Origin of the sequence: Leptospira wolffii serovar Khorat str. Khorat-H2, assembly GCF_000306115.2 — a bacterium.
Classification (GTDB): domain Bacteria; phylum Spirochaetota; class Leptospiria; order Leptospirales; family Leptospiraceae; genus Leptospira_B; species Leptospira_B wolffii.
On sequence record NZ_AKWX02000004.1, the window covers coordinates 482501 to 496533 of the forward strand.

Consider the following 14033-nt stretch of genomic DNA (forward strand, 5'->3'; position numbering starts at 1 on the left):
GAGTCCGAAGGACCGGAGCGAACGCGAAGCCCGTAGTAGCCTGGTCCTCACGAAGTGAGGAGCCGCCCCAAATAATACCAACAACTTGGTTGCAAAAAAGTTTCGTAGATGAAAAAAAACCGGAATGCTTTTCGCACCTTCGTAATTTCATCCTTCTTGCATTCGCAGGCGGATCGGAAATGCTATCTCTTGATGAGTTCTTATTTTTCACCCGGAGAATCGGAACAAGAACCGATTGCCGGGATCCCAAAAGCGAAAAAGAATTCAAGGGCCTTACTCGTTGCAGGTGGGGGCATGAAAGGCTCCTTCGCGGGGGGCGCACTCTACGCCTTGGGGGAGACGGTTCCTTCTACTTTCTTCGATTTAATTCTGGGGGTTTCTTCCGGATCCTGCGCCGCAGCTTATTATACTACTGGCTATGAGACGCATCATTCGGAGAGTCTGAAAATTCTGGATATCTGGAAAAAGGAACTCACCGGAAACCAGCTCATTTCCCTTTTAAACCCTTTCTTCGGAAAAACCTTTTTGGACCAGGAATATCTGATCGATTATCTTTTCGGGGCAAAATACAGACTCCCTTCCGAATATCTGGAGAAGAAGGAGACCACTCCTTTCTATGTCGTAGTCACCAATCTTGCCAAGACCAGGGCGGAATACATCAAGGCCACCGCCTCCAACGTCCTGAATCTGCTTAAGGCCGCCACTTCCCTTCCCATTGCGACCAGAGGAAAATGGAAGGTAGGCGACCAATACTACGGAGACGGAGGTATCTCGGATCCAATTCCTATTGAATCGGTGATCCAGGCAGGGTATAAGGATATTACGATCGTCTTAAATAGTCCGGAAGACGAATTTTCGGATCCTATTCCGAAACTCCACGGTTGGCTCTCCTATCCTTCCAATAAAAAACTCTCTCATATGATCACGAAAGTCCACCATACCATGTACAATCGTGCGGTGAAGATCATACATTCTCCGCCCAAGGGAGTGAAAATCCGGGTGATTTCTCCGGAAGAATCGGAACTCAGCATGGTAACCACAAGCTCCAAACTTTTGAATCGCTCCGTTACGAAAGGTATGGAGGCAGGCCAGAGAATGGTTGCAAACTTATTAGCCGAATTCTCCTCCCTTCGCAACAAATCCAAGATTTTCGGAAAGCTATGGATGCCCATCATTCGTCCGGAAAGGAAATAATCAAGCCGCCTCTCTCAAATCTATATTCTTGAGTTCCATTCTTTTTCGAAAAGATACGATCGCTCCGTAATAATAACGCCGAATCGTATGTTCGCTTGCCCCCAGATAGTATGCAATTTTACGAAAACTTCTTTCCTCCGGCACGGAACTCCTACGGCTCATCCAACCCGCCCTGCAATCCTTCCATTTGTCCAGATTCCTGAAATCCGCATTGTTTAAAATCTGATACAGTTCTCCGAGTCGATCCACCGCTCTCTTTCTTTGCAATCTCCTCCTGGTAATTTCGTCCTCCTCCTCTCTATAATATTCCCTCAGGCTGATCGGAATCTTTCGAAGCTTTCGGTTCAAAACCCGGACCTCTCTTAAATCCAAGGAAATTCTATGTTTCATTTTCACGATTAAGGAAACTTTAGGCTCTAATTCCTCCAATGCGGATCTTACGAGTTCCAGGCTTCTATCCCTTTCCTCCAAAATCTCCTTCCAGAACGGAATCTCTCTCGGGTTTTTAAATCTTTCTTCGTATAACGCATCCGTAATAAATTCGGAGCGACTCCTTCTGGATTTCTTTCTCCTTTCGTTCAAGGACCGATTGCGGATACAAGAGGTAAAGAAGGCGGGGAAATTCTTATAACCCTGGTCTCGAAAGTTCTTAAGAATATGCTCCGCATCCTTCACGAAATGCAAAACGATTTCGGCACAATCGTCCTCGTCCAAGCCGAAACGAAATCTTCCGAAACTCCAGATCCATTCCGAGGCTTCTGTCAGAAATTCTCCCGTATCTCCGCTTCGAAAATACGCCTCTACGGATAGCGATAAACGCGAATCTTTTTCCCAATTTCTCAGCATGGGGCGGTTTTTTCCCTTCCTCCCTGCCGGGCGAGAAGGAACCGAAGAACGTTCGCCGCGTTATCCTACGATTCAAGGGATAACCCGTAAATTTTTACTTTTTTTTCAGAAGAAGGAACTCCTTCCTCAGAGAGCGATCTCGACCGTGAGACTCGCGATAATACCCACCCGTAGAGGAATTCTCTATGATGGAACAAAGCTCCTTATTCAAATCGTCCCCTGTCTGTCAGAAGATTCCGTCCTCGCAATTGCTTGCAACGGAACTATTCTGGCCGTGAGCCTTATATAAATCCGAAGAATATACTGTTTTCTTAATATATTCCGGAAAAGCCTCCTGAGATGTAGCTATGAGTACGTTATTCAGATAGATTTGGAAACGGATATGAGTGGCTCTTCCCGAATACCAGCCGAGATAAATCATGGAGAAACTCGCAAATCCGTCGGAATCAATATGCAAGCGGGAGAAGAAGAGGAATTCGAACTACAGAAAGAAGAGAATCTCCCAAATTTCCTGAGAAAGATTCTCCTCCTTGGTCGCAACGTAAAAACCAAGCGGATAAAACTCTGCCGGATAAGATCGCTTTCTTTAAAAATGTCTCCCCATCCAATGTCTGAATTGTCCTTCCATTAAATGCAGATCCCTAATTTCGTTAGGATAAACCCCCTCTTTCCCATAAACCCGATCTCTGAAAAACGTTCCCGAAATTTTCCGGAAAGCCGAAAAACATTCCACGCTAAGTGGATAGAATGAGAAGAATCTTGTAAAAGAGAGAACGAACTCACAAGGAACCCGACGGAACTCATTCGGGTCTGAATATCGAATCCGGAAATTCGGATTCCTTAGGAAAAACAATGACTCAGTATATTAAAGTTTTCGCAACTTCTGCGATCTTAATCGCTTCCTTCTCCCTCTTTGCCCAGCCTTCGGGAGGCCAGCCTCCTCATAGGGAGGATCCTTGCAAAACGGAAAGACAAACTTATTGCAAGGACTCTCGCCCCGGTCCGGAATCGGATAAATGCCTAAAGGATTCTATAGGAAAACTATCCGAGTCCTGTAAGACTCATGTATTGGAAATGTTAGCCAGGTTCGAAAAATTCAAGGCGGCATGCGGATCCGACGAGGAAAAATACTGTCAAGGCGCGGATAACCCCAGGGAAAAGATGAGTTGTCTCAAGAATAACGAATCGAAACTTTCCGTAGCATGCAAGGCCGCCTTACCTCCGAATCCTCCCGATCGCAGATAGAGACTTATCTGAGAATAGTTTTTTGAATAATTTTCATTCTGAAGAAGAGTTACTTTAATGACAAGTAACGTCTTACGCAGGTAAAATTCCCGGATCGTAATCGTCGGTCGGTAACGGTGTACATCCGGGAATTTTGGTCCAATCCGGCTCGTCTCCTATATGCCGATAGAAATGAGTCCAAAGTATTCTATCTTTTAGGGTCAGAAAGACTCCCGGCATTCTTAGAATATTCTTACCCTGGATTCCATAAAAATTTCCCTTAGTCAGGGCTCGAAGAGCGCTTACCCACACTTCCGGTCCCGCGAGTTCCACCAGACTACCTTCCGAAATTTCCGCCAAATCGTAAAGTTTCGCATCCGGATCCGCCACCGCTTTTGCCTCCGGCCAAAACCGGGCAAAGAATTCTTCCCCTTCTCTAGGAGAATCCGGATGCACGAATAATACAGGAGGAAAGGCCCCCATTTCGGATTGGATGCGCCTTAAGTCTTCTACGGTCTCCCTGCAAAAAATACAGCCCAGATGTCTCAAGAAAACGAGTAGTACGGGTCTTTGGGGAAGGTTCTCACCGATTTTATTGCCGATTAGATTTCTTCCTTCGATCGGAAGTTCCAGGATTTCTTTGGTTAGAAATTTCATTTTTATTCGGAATCGTTCTTAGACCTTTCTTAGAAACGATTCGTGCCGTCTTTTTCGGACCTTTCTTTTTTCGGATAAATTCAGGATTCCTTCAAGACATTTTCCATCCGGAAATAGATTGCTTTTCTACTAGCGCTCCGTTTTCCTTCCGTCATGGATTTACCTCTCATCGACGCGGCAGTCTCCCTTTTAACCTTAACCGCGATGGAGATCGTTCTAGGAATCGACAATATAGTTTTTCTTTCGATCGTCGTAGGAAAACTTCCCAAAGCCAGTCAAGCCGGTGCGAGGAGTATCGGTCTACTCGGCGCCTTATTTTTTAGAATCGCTCTATTGTTCACCGTAAGTTGGTTGGCAAGCCTGACGAACGGACTCTTCCATGTGGGAAGTTTCATAGTGACGGGAAGGGACCTAATCATGTTAGGCGGAGGCCTCTTCCTGATCGCCAAAAGTACCAGTGAAATTCACCATAAGATAGAAGACGGAGACTCTCCCGTGGAAACCGGAGGCGGATCTTCCTTTCTGAATATCATAATTCAGGTGATCATACTAGATATCATCTTCTCCGTAGATTCGATTATAACTGCAGTGGGACTTTCCGGAAATCTGACCATCATGGTACTCGCGGTAATCATCTCTCTAGTGATCATGCTCGCATTTTCTGGAAAGGTCAGCGATTTCATTAACGAACATCCCACTATGAAAATTTTAGCCCTCTCCTTTCTCATTATGATCGGAGTCATGCTGTTCGCCGACGGATTGCATTTCCATATCCCGAAAGGATATATTTATTTTGCGATGGCCTTTTCCCTGCTCGTGGAATTCATAAATATGCGGGTTCGTAAGGCAGATCGGACGAAATAAGGACGGACGGTTTAATCCTAGCTTTCCTATTCCAAATCGCCCAGCTTGAGGAATACAAAGGGGAAAATCCGTAAGACGGAAACACGTTTCGCTTAATCACAAGCTCGATTACTTGACGCTTCCATTTCTTATATAATTTGGAAGCTTCTTCCGAGGCGGGAACGGTAAGAGAATCCAAACCGGATTCCTTTCTTTTTTCCGAATATAGAAGGGCCGCTTTCCGTAAGAATTTTTCCTGCACCTCCTTTAATTCGGCACTGAAAACGGAAACCGCCTTGGAATAATTTCTTAGGGATAAACGGTAAAGAATTTCGTGAGTCCACCAAAGGGAGGCATCGGGCGTCGCACCTGGTTGAACGATATCTCCCTCTATAAAGGATTTTCCGGGAATCGAGAACGGAAGGAATAAAGAAATGGAAGGGATAGAAGTGCCTGTAGCCCAGAATTGGGAACGATGGGGATTATCGTCCAATTCAGCGACGAAGGACCCGGTAGTCTGATTGGGAGCCAAAGGGCCGCTTGCGTGTAAGCATACGGATCCCATCCCCGGAGTCGTGGGAGAAAATCTTGGATTCGAAATGGGAAAGCCTGCGGCGTCGGAATGCAAGGATTGGTCCGGATTTCTTTTACCCTCCAGTCTTAGGATTTGCATCGCATCCTCTATCTTGAATTTTCCCTGAAAGAATTCTCCTCCGCTTTTTGTGATCTCCCTCCTTATTTTACATTTACTGAATGTAGTAAACAGAAAGTCGGAGAATGCGTCACTAAAAGAGAAGGTCTCCCCTTTTTTCAGCCAACCCTTGGATCTCGCATAATCTATGGCCCCGGAATGTAGCCCGTCGTAATCGGATCCCAAGGTCAAGCCGTTGGAGATGGAATAGAAACCTTGTATCTTCTTCCATGCCCAAAATCGGTCCGCGGTTTCCAAAACGAACGCTTCGTGAGGATCCGCGATGATAAAACTATTGTGATAAAAGAAACCGCGATCAAGATAACCACCGCATGCGTCTTGGCCGAATCTCTCCAGATACTCCAGAATCAAATCGCGAGCATCGGATGCGGATTCGGAACGTTCCAAGGCCAGGCGAAGTAAATCCATTCCGGTAAGTCCGTCGTTTTTCTTTTGGATGGGCAATCTAGTAAAGACCGCTTCGTTTCCGATCACAACTCCCTTCGAATTGGCTCCCATTTCGGCTCCCCACATATGAAAGGGACGTGAAAGAAGAACCTCGAAAGTTTTTTTGGACTGTGGGATATCCCTAAAAGTCGCTCGGACAGAATCCTCTTTATGATTTTTTTCAGGATATCGAACCAAGCATTGCGCCTCGTTAGGTTCTCGATCCGAATTTTTTCCGAAGATCATCTTTCCGGATCCGGTAATATCCGGAGTGGCTACAAAGGTATCGCACATGGAGGCGAATGCTAACCGGATTCGGAAGAAGGGCAAGACGTTTTTAAGCCGCGATCCGAAGAATCGGAGGCTTAGTTCAATTCTACAAGAAGCATGGTCATATCGTCCTTTAAAGGAAAATGATTTAATCCCAAGACGGCCTCACCTATGGTCTCCAAGAATTCCTGACCGTAGAAGGAAGTATATTCTTCCGTAAGCCCGAGAAAGGATTCGTAACCGAAGAATCGCTTATCCTTGTCGAAGAATTCGAATAGTCCGTCGGAAAATAAAAAAATCCTATCTCCCGGTTCCAGAGAAACGTCGTAATTCCTACTTAGAATTTTCGGCAAGGCGAGAAGTACGGTGCCTCTACCTTCTAGCTGGTGAACGGAACCGTCCTTTTTGATTAACAAGGCGGGATGATGACCTGCATAAGAATAAGTAAGACTTTTCCTTTCCTTATCCAGCCTCAAATACACCGCGGTAATAAAAAAACCTCGAATCATACTGATAAGAGATTCGTGTATTAGAATAAGACCTTGCGCCGGCGTTTCCGCAACCGAGGCTGCCGTCTTAAATCCTAAGACCGCCATAGCGGAAACCATCGCGGCAGAAATTCCGTGGCCTGCGGCATCCGCAAAGAAAACATCCAGGTTTCCGTTGTTTCCTATATGACTCTTGATGACGTCCCCGCCCACGCTTTCCAAAGGCTTGAACATGGCATAGATTCTAAAATCTCCGAACCTAGGAAATTCCAAATCCACGAGACTCTTTTGAGTGGACTGAGCCAGGGTCAATTCTTCCTCTATATTGGATCTGAACTTCTCCAATTGAACGTCCGCTTCCAAGAGAGTTTCGAAAGTTCTCATCCGAAATCCGATTACAAGAATGGAAAGTAAGGATGAGGAAATCAGTCCGAAATAATACATTCCCACTTCGATTCTGGGATTTTGGACATGCATTCCTACAAAGAAGGCGCCGGCAATGAAAAGAAGAAGGACCGGAATAAGAACCCTGCGATTGCTAATCGATACACCTGTGCTAAAAACTACCAGGATCAATCCGAATAGATACCCCAGATAGAGTCCGTTGGCATACAAAAGATAAAAAGAATGTACGCTTATGATACCGAAATGGATAAGCAGAACGGCTTCGCAATATTTCCTGAAATTCGGGAATCGAAAGCTGGAATAGATGGACAGACAGATTAGAGAAACATGAGCGATTCGGATCCAGCGCGGATCGTAAAGTCCCAATTCTCCGGGGTCTCCCAAGAGGAGCCCGAAACCGGAAAAGAAGATGAAAAGGGTCATCGCGAACCTGAATCGAGAAAGGGATTCGTTTAATAAGAATTCCTTTAAGTTCCCTACGGTTTCTTCAAGTGTCGGCTTGTTGGAGAAAGTGTTCCTTGTAGACATCGGGAATCGCCGCCGGCTTGCCGGTAGAGAAGTTGAACCATAACAGCTCCGCTCTTCCAGTCAAGACGCATTCCCCCGCTCGGTTCCACATTGTGCAAATCATACTAAAGGAACGATTTTTTACCGATTCCAATTTTAAAGAAATTTCAACGGTTTCCGGAAAACGAACCTGCTTTCTATAATCCATTTCCAGATGAGTTAGAACCGGACCGCCACCCATAGGCTTTTGGGGAGATTCCCAAAGTCCCATATCGTCGAAGTAAGAGGCCCTGGCAGTCTCGAAATATCTGGCATAAACTACGTTATTCACGTGGCCGAACGCATCCATATCGCCCCAGGCCACTTTTTGCTGCACGCTATACGGATATTTTTCCGGCTTGGACATAAGACTAGAAAATTTCGGACTCCCGATTCTGAAAAGGAAAAAGAATCCGGAAAAAGCCGATGCACCTCACGAAAACGAACTCCGTTCGTTCGGGTTAAAATATGGATTCGATAGCCGATTCGTCGGCCCAATCCAGGACGGATTTCGCCGAGCGTACATGCAAAGAATTTAAACTAGGTTTAACGGAATGAAGCATCAACGCGCTACGAATCAGATCGATTCCTTCTGCGAAATTTCCCCGGATCAATCTTAGATAACCTAGATCAAGAACGGGACAAGCGTCTATCCCTCCGCTTGATCGAACCGCCTCTCGGACTTTCCGATCCGCTTCTCCTAAATCCGACTTTTCCGAATCGAGTAGATAATAGCTCTTCCAAAGGAGTCGACCGATCGGCCTCTCGTAATCATCCAAGCAATACTGGATCTCCAGTTCGTATTTTTTACCTTTCACGGGAACTTCTATCCGCATGGTCGAGAGATGAGAAGAAGCCGATCCGAGAATACCGCGACTTCCTAAAGCCAAAATTCCGTAGGCTATACCAGGGCCACCCCCTATCGAAACTGAGGCGGCGAGATCCAGGACCAAACCGATATCGGAGCCGATCCTCCTGCCTCGAACCTTATGCTCGTCCCACTCGGAACCGATCCAAGAAGAAGATAAAGTCAGGCAATTATGGAACGAGAATAAAAAAAACGGAAACAGAAACAGAGATCGTATTTTCATAAAATCGAATTTTCCCGAAAGGATAAGAAAAAAAATAAACATTTGACCGACATTTCTAAGCGTTCGCCTATATTAAAAATAAAAGAAAAGAACGGAAGTACGTTTGTGAATATCAAAAAAACGCTCTTAAATGAAATCAGATGGATATTTGCACTTATCCTCGCGCCTCTATTGCTTTGGATCGTTACGAGTCTTACGATTCATTTTTCCGGATTAAACTCCTATAATTGTGAACCGGGAGAAACTAAGATCTGGCATCAGAATTCTTTAAAATTCATTTGCGAAAATAAGGAAGGAAATTCGGAATCCGTACAAAGAGAAACGAGCGCAATCATTTCGAACGAAATTTTGGAAAGAATCCATTTCGGATTTCTCTCGGCGATTTTCTTACTCTATCCTATCTCCTTGTTACTCAGATCCTTCCGATGGGCCTTTAAGAGAAGAGAACCGACCGAAAACTGAAGATCTGCTCTAATCCCTAGGAACCGCAGAACAGGGAAGAAGGAGAAGAGAAATTCTAAGCAAGCAAACGGGAATCGGCAACTCTTCGAGAACTTCTACATTTCCCCACATCGATTCTGAACGGAAATTCCGTTCCTCCGTCCTAAGCAAAGTTCGCCCCCGCCCAATTTCGGGTGGAGGAGGCGGGCTTGCGGGAGAGCCCGGGGATTTGCTATATCTGAAAAGTCTGATATTCGCAACGCGGATCCCCATTTTCAGCGGAATTCTTACTCCATTTACGTGAAATCGACCAAAGAAGAAGTAAGCGGATCTTCAGAAACCAGGAGGCCACTGACTACGGCCTTCCCAACTTGGCCGCACGAGGACAAACAAAGATGCACTTGGAACTCTGGCATCCGTCTCCCCGTCCGAGTATAGTCGCTGGCGCTCCTGAAGCCAGGCGATACATCCTCGTATCGCTAATAGTGCGGTGGAAGGCCTGACTATAAGCCGGATTTTGTACTCTTGCGAGTGATGATCATTTATCTTGGCCCGCATGTTGCCGAGCGGACTCCTTGCTCTCTACCCGCGACCTAGGGGAATCGACTAAAAACGGTCGCCTATTCGAGATTGCACCCGGGAGGGTTTACCTTGCCCGCTTTCTTGCAAAAGCGGCGGTGGGCTCTTACCCCGCCATTTCACCCTTACCTCAAAAGAGGCGGTATCCTTTCTGTTGCACTTTCCATATCCGGTCTCTTTCGATTCCGGACTCCGGGAATTACCCGGTCCCGTGATTCCATGGTGTCCGGACTTTCCTCACATTCTTCCCGAGCGGTGGAGAACCCAACCGGACAGAAAAGAAAGCGCGACCATCCGGCAGACCTTCCAAAGTAAGCATTCCAATTCCTAAAGAGAAACTCAAATCGGTTTTTCAGTTACGAGTAAAAATCCTAGGTAAAGCCCATTCTTAACGGAATTCCTACGCTTTCCTTCGAATTACTTACGAGGCTCCCCATAGACCGCTCCTGGCTCCGGTGCTATTCTTTTCCATATGGAAATGAATCTCATTCAAATCCGATTTTTTCGGATTCTTCGCCCAAAAAATAAAACCCGAAATCGAAACTTGGCACGGCACTTGCACTATATTATACAAAGCCCCGGACAGGAGATAAAAAGATGAACAAAATTATTAAAATTGCCCTAATTTTAAGCATCTCCACTGCAATATATGCAGAATCTGATACTACACTGGTAGAGAGTTCGCTCAAAAACTACACACCAGAAACAGATGTCCAGTTAGCAAATAAACTAACTGCTCTCGGAAGCTTAAAGCAAAAAACCAGAGATTATGAAGGTGCCATTTCTTTTTACGATCAATCTTTAGCCCTCAGAACCAAAATGGGAGATAAAGAAAGCCAAGGATATGCACTGGTGCTCTATTTGAAGTCCATCTCGGAATTCCGCCTGGGTAAATCCTGCCAAGCCTTGGAAAACATAAAAGAAGTTATACAAGTATACCAAAAGATTGGTGACCTTGATTCCGCTCTCCACGCAGAAGAAGAAGGTCTGAAAAAGTACCAGGAAGCATGTGGCCTTGTTATGGGAAACCAGCAAAGCCTGACATTTAATAAGGACTGAGAACGACGACGAAATCATCCCATCTCTAGTTCTAACTTCCCTGGTCCGCCCCCTTCGGGGCGGGCGCTTTTTTTGATTTGACTCTCTCTTTTTCCGTCCTAACCTGTTTAGAGTTTCTGCGGTTGGGATGAAATTCCCTATCGTTTTCCCATCAAAAAGATTCGTTTCCGTTCGGTGCAATTCCTGATTCTTTTTCCGGAAGAATCATCGGAGACTATAAAGATCACGGAGGTTATAATGAAAATCGTTTACAATTGGAAGAATTTAGATCATTCCGGGGCTGCGGAAGACTATGCCGGTAAAAAAATGGAAAGGGTTTCCAAATACATCCAAAAGCTGGTTTCTATGGAGATCTCCTTCGAGCAGGTTCACGGACTCATCAACGCCAATTTAAATTTAGCCGCAGACGGCAGTAAATTCAACGCACAACACGAAGACAAAGACATCTACTCCTGCATCGACGGGTTGGAGGACAAAATCGTGAAGCAAGTCAGCAAGCATCACGATAAAAAAGCCGCTCATTGATGGATCCTGACAGGAAATACGAAGAAGCGATCAGACATTTATCGGAAGGAGAATTCGAACACGCGAGAACCGCATTCGACTCCTTACTGGAATTGGATCCCGAAAACCCCGAGTATGGCTCGGGGTTTTATATATCTTCCTACTGGGACCATAGAATCGACAGAATCCACCTTACCAAAGAAGGGCGGGAAAGAACGGGACTTCTTCTGGAATTCCTGAAGGATTTCGAATCCGTTTATAAATCCAAGACCTATCCCCGGGAACTTTCCTACCACTCCGCGGTGGATTCCATTCTGAGAGAAACCACAGATCAATTAAGGATCGCTCTTCGCAAGGAAGGGATCCAATCCTTGTCTCCTTCTTCCATCGCGGAATTATCCTATAGATTATTATTGGCCGAAGAAACGGAACTCGCTTGGGAGGTTCTGAGAGATTCTTCCGGTCTCGAAAAATTCTCCCCGGAGCTACTCTTCTTTCGCGCAGAGTGCACTTATCTGATGGGCCAGCAACACCAGGGGATTCTGCTCTACCGCGAAGCATTCTTAAAAGAACCGGGAGTTCTGCGCTTGGATGTGGTACGTTCCGAACCCATCCTAAAAGCGATCCAAACTCTCAAATCCGAATTCCAAGAAGAAGGGGACCTAAAGGAAGCGCTACCTGTCCTTCTTTTAGAACAAGGAATCTTCCGAGAAATCCGTAAAATGAGCGAAAAGGAACTGGAGCAATGGAAGAATGAACTCTTTCGTCTCAGAGACTCCCTGGGATTACGAAAGGGAGGAAGCGAATTCAAGGTCAAATGCAGAATGATCCAAATCTGCTGCGCTCTCTTGGACTCCCGCACTTCTCTATTATACGGGGAAATCGCCCAGGACGCCAAACGTATCCTGGATTCCTTGGATCCGAATCTATATCATAAAAGATTGAAGGTCTGACTCCCTCTGGTCCAATTCTCCTTCGGAAAAATCACTCAGGAACCGCCCCTCTGGTCAACTACAACCAAGAGAACGGATCCCTGTGTGAAACTCGCGAAGGCGAGTTTTGTATCGAGAGAACGATCAGCGAGTAGATTCTAAAACTTGGCGGATTTCTTGGGCGGTTCTGAAGTCGCCTCTTTCCGTGAAGTAGAGCTCCAAAGCTCCCAGGACTTTTTTTCCATCCTTGCTTTTGGAAATCTCTTGTAGATAAGGAGAATCTGCGTCCGGATTCACTTTCGCAGAAGAAGGCAAATCCACAAATTCGCGATCGTTTCCGGAAACCAGGGTCCCAGATCTTTCGGAAGGACTCGTTTCATTGGAAGAAGAAAAACGCCCTACCGCAACGGCTAATAATAAAATAGCGAGTCCTGCACTTAGAGAATACTGGAAGGAACGATTCCATACGAAACTACCTGAGATTTTGGACCAGGTGGATTCTTCTTCAAAGCGGACATCTTGGAGTAGATTTTGGAGTCTAAGATCGAAGTCGGAGGAGAGCTTGGTGGCCCGGAGTTCTTTGGTTCTGAGTTCCGAAACGGCCCGAATGAGGGAGCTTTCTAATTTCACTAAATCCTGATCTTCCTTCTGGAAGATTCCGGAAATGCCCAATTTGGCACCTATGCCTTGTCGATTGCTGATTTGTTTTTCCATTACCTTACTACCTAAAATAGCCTTCACCCTTCCCATCTTGTAGGATGAGATGTTTGAGAAACTCTTTCGCCTTGAAGAGCCGGCTTTTAACCGTTCCGATATTCGTTCCGAGGACCTCGGCTATTTGTGAATAGGACATTTCCTCGAAATACCGGAGCTCGATGACTTCTTTGTATATGTCCTCGAGTTCGTTTATTTTGTTGATTAGATAGTTGCTCTCGTCGGAAAGTTCTACTTTTTTTTCGAAGCCCACCCGGTTGTCCGTGACCTGGAATTCGGAATCATCTATGGAATTCTCCCTGGCCCTCTTTCTCTTTGCGAGCAGGTCCTTGGATTTATTGACCACGATCCTATACAACCAGGTATACACCCCGGATTCGGCCCTAAAATTGCGAATGGAGCGATATCCGGAAACCAGAGCGTCCTGAACAATATCCTCGGCGTCGTCCCCGTCTTTTACCATGGAAACTGCCTTACGGTAGAGGCGCTCCCGGTAGGGACCGGTCAGCTCCATATAAGCCTTGTCGTCCCCTTCCTTGATCTTTTTCAGAAGTTCGATTTCTTTTTCGCGGACGGTTTGCTTGCGTTGGGGATTATCTGTATCTATCATTCAAACCCTTTCCCGACATGAGGCCTCGTTCCTGGCCTCTTTGCAATAAAAATACTCTAAGAGTAGAATGGCTCAAAACCTTGACCGGTGGGGAACCTTCAACCTTCCAAAGACAGATTGATGAGAATAAGGGACTCTGTGAGTTCCAGAGGAGAGCGAAAGCGTATGCCGTAGAGAAATTTCTCCTTCTCCCCCACTCTCTTGGGAACTTTCCAAACCACGTCTCCCAAAAATTCCAATCTCTTACCGGTCTTTCTCTCTATGACGGAACCATCCACCGCCAAGGAATGAGGTAGATCTTCTCCGCTCATTAATACGCAGATTCCCGATTCGGAAATATTGCCTAATTTACCTTCGAGGGTGATCAAACCCGAATCCACCTGCACGATGTATTCGTCAAAATCCTTCGGATAGAATCGGGGACTCCTTGGCTTTTGACCGGAAGAACTCATAAATGTAAGGCATCAACGTAGAAACGAAATCCGTTAGTGT

General features: G+C 45.9%; 17 protein-coding genes and 1 other RNA gene. 7 read left to right on the forward strand and 11 right to left on the reverse strand.

All coding sequences use genetic code 11. The features are described from left to right. The first annotated feature begins 192 nt into the window (after positions 1–192). On the forward strand, positions 193–1194 hold the full coding sequence (locus tag LEP1GSC061_RS02260; protein ID WP_040507617.1) for a patatin-like phospholipase family protein: 1002 nt from the start codon (positions 193–195) through the stop codon (positions 1192–1194). Here the strand turns inward: LEP1GSC061_RS02260 and LEP1GSC061_RS02265 are convergent, their stop codons facing one another. Beyond that, positions 1195–2040, reverse strand: a complete 846-nt coding sequence (locus tag LEP1GSC061_RS02265; protein ID WP_016543322.1) for a sigma-70 family RNA polymerase sigma factor — start codon at positions 2038–2040, stop codon at positions 1195–1197. A 226-nt stretch (positions 2041–2266) separates the two neighbouring features. Continuing rightward, the gene (locus tag LEP1GSC061_RS02270; RefSeq protein WP_016543552.1) at positions 2267–2461 is read right to left on the reverse strand and encodes a peptidase associated/transthyretin-like domain-containing protein; all 195 of its coding nucleotides are present in this window, start codon (positions 2459–2461) and stop codon (positions 2267–2269) included. Positions 2462–2892: 431 nt separating this feature from the next. Here LEP1GSC061_RS02270 and LEP1GSC061_RS02275 point away from each other — a divergent pair, with 431 nt between their 5' ends. Next, positions 2893–3285, forward strand: a complete 393-nt coding sequence (locus LEP1GSC061_RS02275) for a hypothetical protein (RefSeq protein ID WP_016544002.1) — start codon at positions 2893–2895, stop codon at positions 3283–3285. 72 nt (positions 3286–3357) lie between these two features. Here the strand turns inward: LEP1GSC061_RS02275 and LEP1GSC061_RS02280 are convergent, their stop codons facing one another. Then, a complete protein-coding gene (locus LEP1GSC061_RS02280; protein WP_016543354.1) occupies positions 3358–3921 on the reverse strand; it encodes a SelL-related redox protein in 564 nt (187 codons plus the stop codon). Positions 3922–4074: 153 nt separating this feature from the next. On the opposite strand from LEP1GSC061_RS02280, the gene LEP1GSC061_RS02285 reads away from it, so the two are divergent. Next, positions 4075–4785, forward strand: coding sequence for a TerC family protein (locus tag LEP1GSC061_RS02285; protein WP_040507620.1), 711 nt, complete (start codon positions 4075–4077; stop codon positions 4783–4785). Here the strand turns inward: LEP1GSC061_RS02285 and LEP1GSC061_RS02290 are convergent. The 4 genes from LEP1GSC061_RS02290 to LEP1GSC061_RS02305 all read right to left on the reverse strand — a co-directional run bounded on the left by LEP1GSC061_RS02290 (position 4745) and on the right by LEP1GSC061_RS02305 (position 8702). Beyond that, positions 4745–6196 carry an acyl-CoA--6-aminopenicillanic acid acyltransferase gene (locus LEP1GSC061_RS02290; protein ID WP_016544067.1) on the reverse strand — a complete coding sequence of 484 codons (1452 nt, stop codon included), beginning with the start codon at positions 6194–6196 and terminating at the stop codon, positions 4745–4747. The genes LEP1GSC061_RS02285 and LEP1GSC061_RS02290 overlap by 41 nt on opposite strands. A 71-nt stretch (positions 6197–6267) precedes the next feature. After that, a complete protein-coding gene (locus tag LEP1GSC061_RS02295) occupies positions 6268–7593 on the reverse strand; it encodes a PP2C family protein-serine/threonine phosphatase (RefSeq protein WP_016544170.1) in 1326 nt (441 codons plus the stop codon). Next, the gene (locus LEP1GSC061_RS02300) at positions 7553–7978 is read right to left on the reverse strand and encodes an acyl-CoA thioesterase (protein ID WP_016543870.1); all 426 of its coding nucleotides are present in this window, start codon (positions 7976–7978) and stop codon (positions 7553–7555) included. The genes LEP1GSC061_RS02295 and LEP1GSC061_RS02300 overlap by 41 nt, the downstream gene beginning before the upstream one ends. Before the next feature lie 94 nt (positions 7979–8072). Beyond that, positions 8073–8702, reverse strand: a complete 630-nt coding sequence (locus LEP1GSC061_RS02305; protein ID WP_156844472.1) for a hypothetical protein — start codon at positions 8700–8702, stop codon at positions 8073–8075. Positions 8703–8807: 105 nt separating this feature from the next. On the opposite strand from LEP1GSC061_RS02305, the gene LEP1GSC061_RS02310 reads away from it, so the two are divergent. After that, positions 8808–9164, forward strand: a complete 357-nt coding sequence (locus LEP1GSC061_RS02310; protein ID WP_016543638.1) for a hypothetical protein — start codon at positions 8808–8810, stop codon at positions 9162–9164. A gap of 469 nt (positions 9165–9633) precedes the next feature. On the opposite strand, the gene rnpB is transcribed toward LEP1GSC061_RS02310, so the two are convergent. Then, an RNA gene (rnpB, locus tag LEP1GSC061_RS20780) (RNase P RNA component class A) lies at positions 9634–10028 on the reverse strand. A gap of 291 nt (positions 10029–10319) precedes the next feature. Between rnpB and LEP1GSC061_RS02315 the strand changes: the two genes are divergently transcribed. The 3 genes from LEP1GSC061_RS02315 to LEP1GSC061_RS02325 all read left to right on the forward strand — a co-directional run bounded on the left by LEP1GSC061_RS02315 (position 10320) and on the right by LEP1GSC061_RS02325 (position 12238). After that, entirely contained in the window at positions 10320–10781 is a 462-nt protein-coding gene (locus LEP1GSC061_RS02315; protein WP_040507625.1) for a tetratricopeptide repeat protein, read from the forward strand. 237 nt (positions 10782–11018) lie between these two features. Next, complete coding sequence (gene hpf / locus LEP1GSC061_RS02320) at positions 11019–11306, forward strand: ribosome hibernation-promoting factor, HPF/YfiA family (RefSeq protein WP_016543981.1); 288 nt, start codon at positions 11019–11021, stop codon at positions 11304–11306. Continuing rightward, complete coding sequence (locus LEP1GSC061_RS02325; RefSeq protein WP_040507627.1) at positions 11306–12238, forward strand: hypothetical protein; 933 nt, start codon at positions 11306–11308, stop codon at positions 12236–12238. Before hpf ends, LEP1GSC061_RS02325 begins: the two co-directional genes overlap by 1 nt. Before the next feature lie 123 nt (positions 12239–12361). Here LEP1GSC061_RS02325 and LEP1GSC061_RS02330 read toward each other — a convergent pair whose 3' ends face one another. The 3 genes from LEP1GSC061_RS02330 to LEP1GSC061_RS02340 form a co-directional block, all read right to left on the reverse strand. After that, a complete protein-coding gene (locus LEP1GSC061_RS02330; protein WP_016543388.1) occupies positions 12362–12931 on the reverse strand; it encodes an LIMLP_12425 family protein in 570 nt (189 codons plus the stop codon). A 7-nt stretch (positions 12932–12938) separates the two neighbouring features. Continuing rightward, positions 12939–13541, reverse strand: a complete 603-nt coding sequence (locus LEP1GSC061_RS02335; RefSeq protein WP_016543726.1) for an RNA polymerase sigma factor — start codon at positions 13539–13541, stop codon at positions 12939–12941. 98 nt (positions 13542–13639) lie between these two features. Further along, positions 13640–13993 (reverse strand): PilZ domain-containing protein, encoded by a 354-nt coding sequence (locus LEP1GSC061_RS02340; protein WP_016543659.1) that lies wholly within the window; start codon positions 13991–13993, stop codon positions 13640–13642. Between the last annotated feature and the right edge of the window lie 40 nt (positions 13994–14033).

What these genes read in the sequence shown, in the direction of transcription:
- hpf (WP_016543981.1), top strand. Translation starts at nt 11,019, where the DNA reads ATGAAAATCGTTTACAATTGGAAGAATTTAGATCATTCCGGGGCTGCG.
- LEP1GSC061_RS02340 (WP_016543659.1), bottom strand. Translation starts at nt 13,993, where the DNA reads ATGAGTTCTTCCGGTCAAAAGCCAAGGAGTCCCCGATTCTATCCGAAG.
- LEP1GSC061_RS02270 (WP_016543552.1), bottom strand. Translation starts at nt 2,461, where the DNA reads ATGATTTATCTCGGCTGGTATTCGGGAAGAGCCACTCATATCCGTTTC.
- LEP1GSC061_RS02275 (WP_016544002.1), top strand. Translation starts at nt 2,893, where the DNA reads ATGACTCAGTATATTAAAGTTTTCGCAACTTCTGCGATCTTAATCGCT.
- LEP1GSC061_RS02280 (WP_016543354.1), bottom strand. Translation starts at nt 3,921, where the DNA reads ATGAAATTTCTAACCAAAGAAATCCTGGAACTTCCGATCGAAGGAAGA.
- LEP1GSC061_RS02295 (WP_016544170.1), bottom strand. Translation starts at nt 7,593, where the DNA reads ATGTCTACAAGGAACACTTTCTCCAACAAGCCGACACTTGAAGAAACC.
- LEP1GSC061_RS02330 (WP_016543388.1), bottom strand. Translation starts at nt 12,931, where the DNA reads ATGGAAAAACAAATCAGCAATCGACAAGGCATAGGTGCCAAATTGGGC.
- LEP1GSC061_RS02315 (WP_040507625.1), top strand. Translation starts at nt 10,320, where the DNA reads ATGAACAAAATTATTAAAATTGCCCTAATTTTAAGCATCTCCACTGCA.
- LEP1GSC061_RS02260 (WP_040507617.1), top strand. Translation starts at nt 193, where the DNA reads ATGAGTTCTTATTTTTCACCCGGAGAATCGGAACAAGAACCGATTGCC.
- LEP1GSC061_RS02285 (WP_040507620.1), top strand. Translation starts at nt 4,075, where the DNA reads ATGGATTTACCTCTCATCGACGCGGCAGTCTCCCTTTTAACCTTAACC.
- LEP1GSC061_RS02300 (WP_016543870.1), bottom strand. Translation starts at nt 7,978, where the DNA reads ATGTCCAAGCCGGAAAAATATCCGTATAGCGTGCAGCAAAAAGTGGCC.
- LEP1GSC061_RS02335 (WP_016543726.1), bottom strand. Translation starts at nt 13,541, where the DNA reads ATGATAGATACAGATAATCCCCAACGCAAGCAAACCGTCCGCGAAAAA.
- LEP1GSC061_RS02265 (WP_016543322.1), bottom strand. Translation starts at nt 2,040, where the DNA reads ATGCTGAGAAATTGGGAAAAAGATTCGCGTTTATCGCTATCCGTAGAG.
- LEP1GSC061_RS02290 (WP_016544067.1), bottom strand. Translation starts at nt 6,196, where the DNA reads ATGTGCGATACCTTTGTAGCCACTCCGGATATTACCGGATCCGGAAAG.
- LEP1GSC061_RS02325 (WP_040507627.1), top strand. Translation starts at nt 11,306, where the DNA reads ATGGATCCTGACAGGAAATACGAAGAAGCGATCAGACATTTATCGGAA.
- LEP1GSC061_RS02305 (WP_156844472.1), bottom strand. Translation starts at nt 8,702, where the DNA reads ATGAAAATACGATCTCTGTTTCTGTTTCCGTTTTTTTTATTCTCGTTC.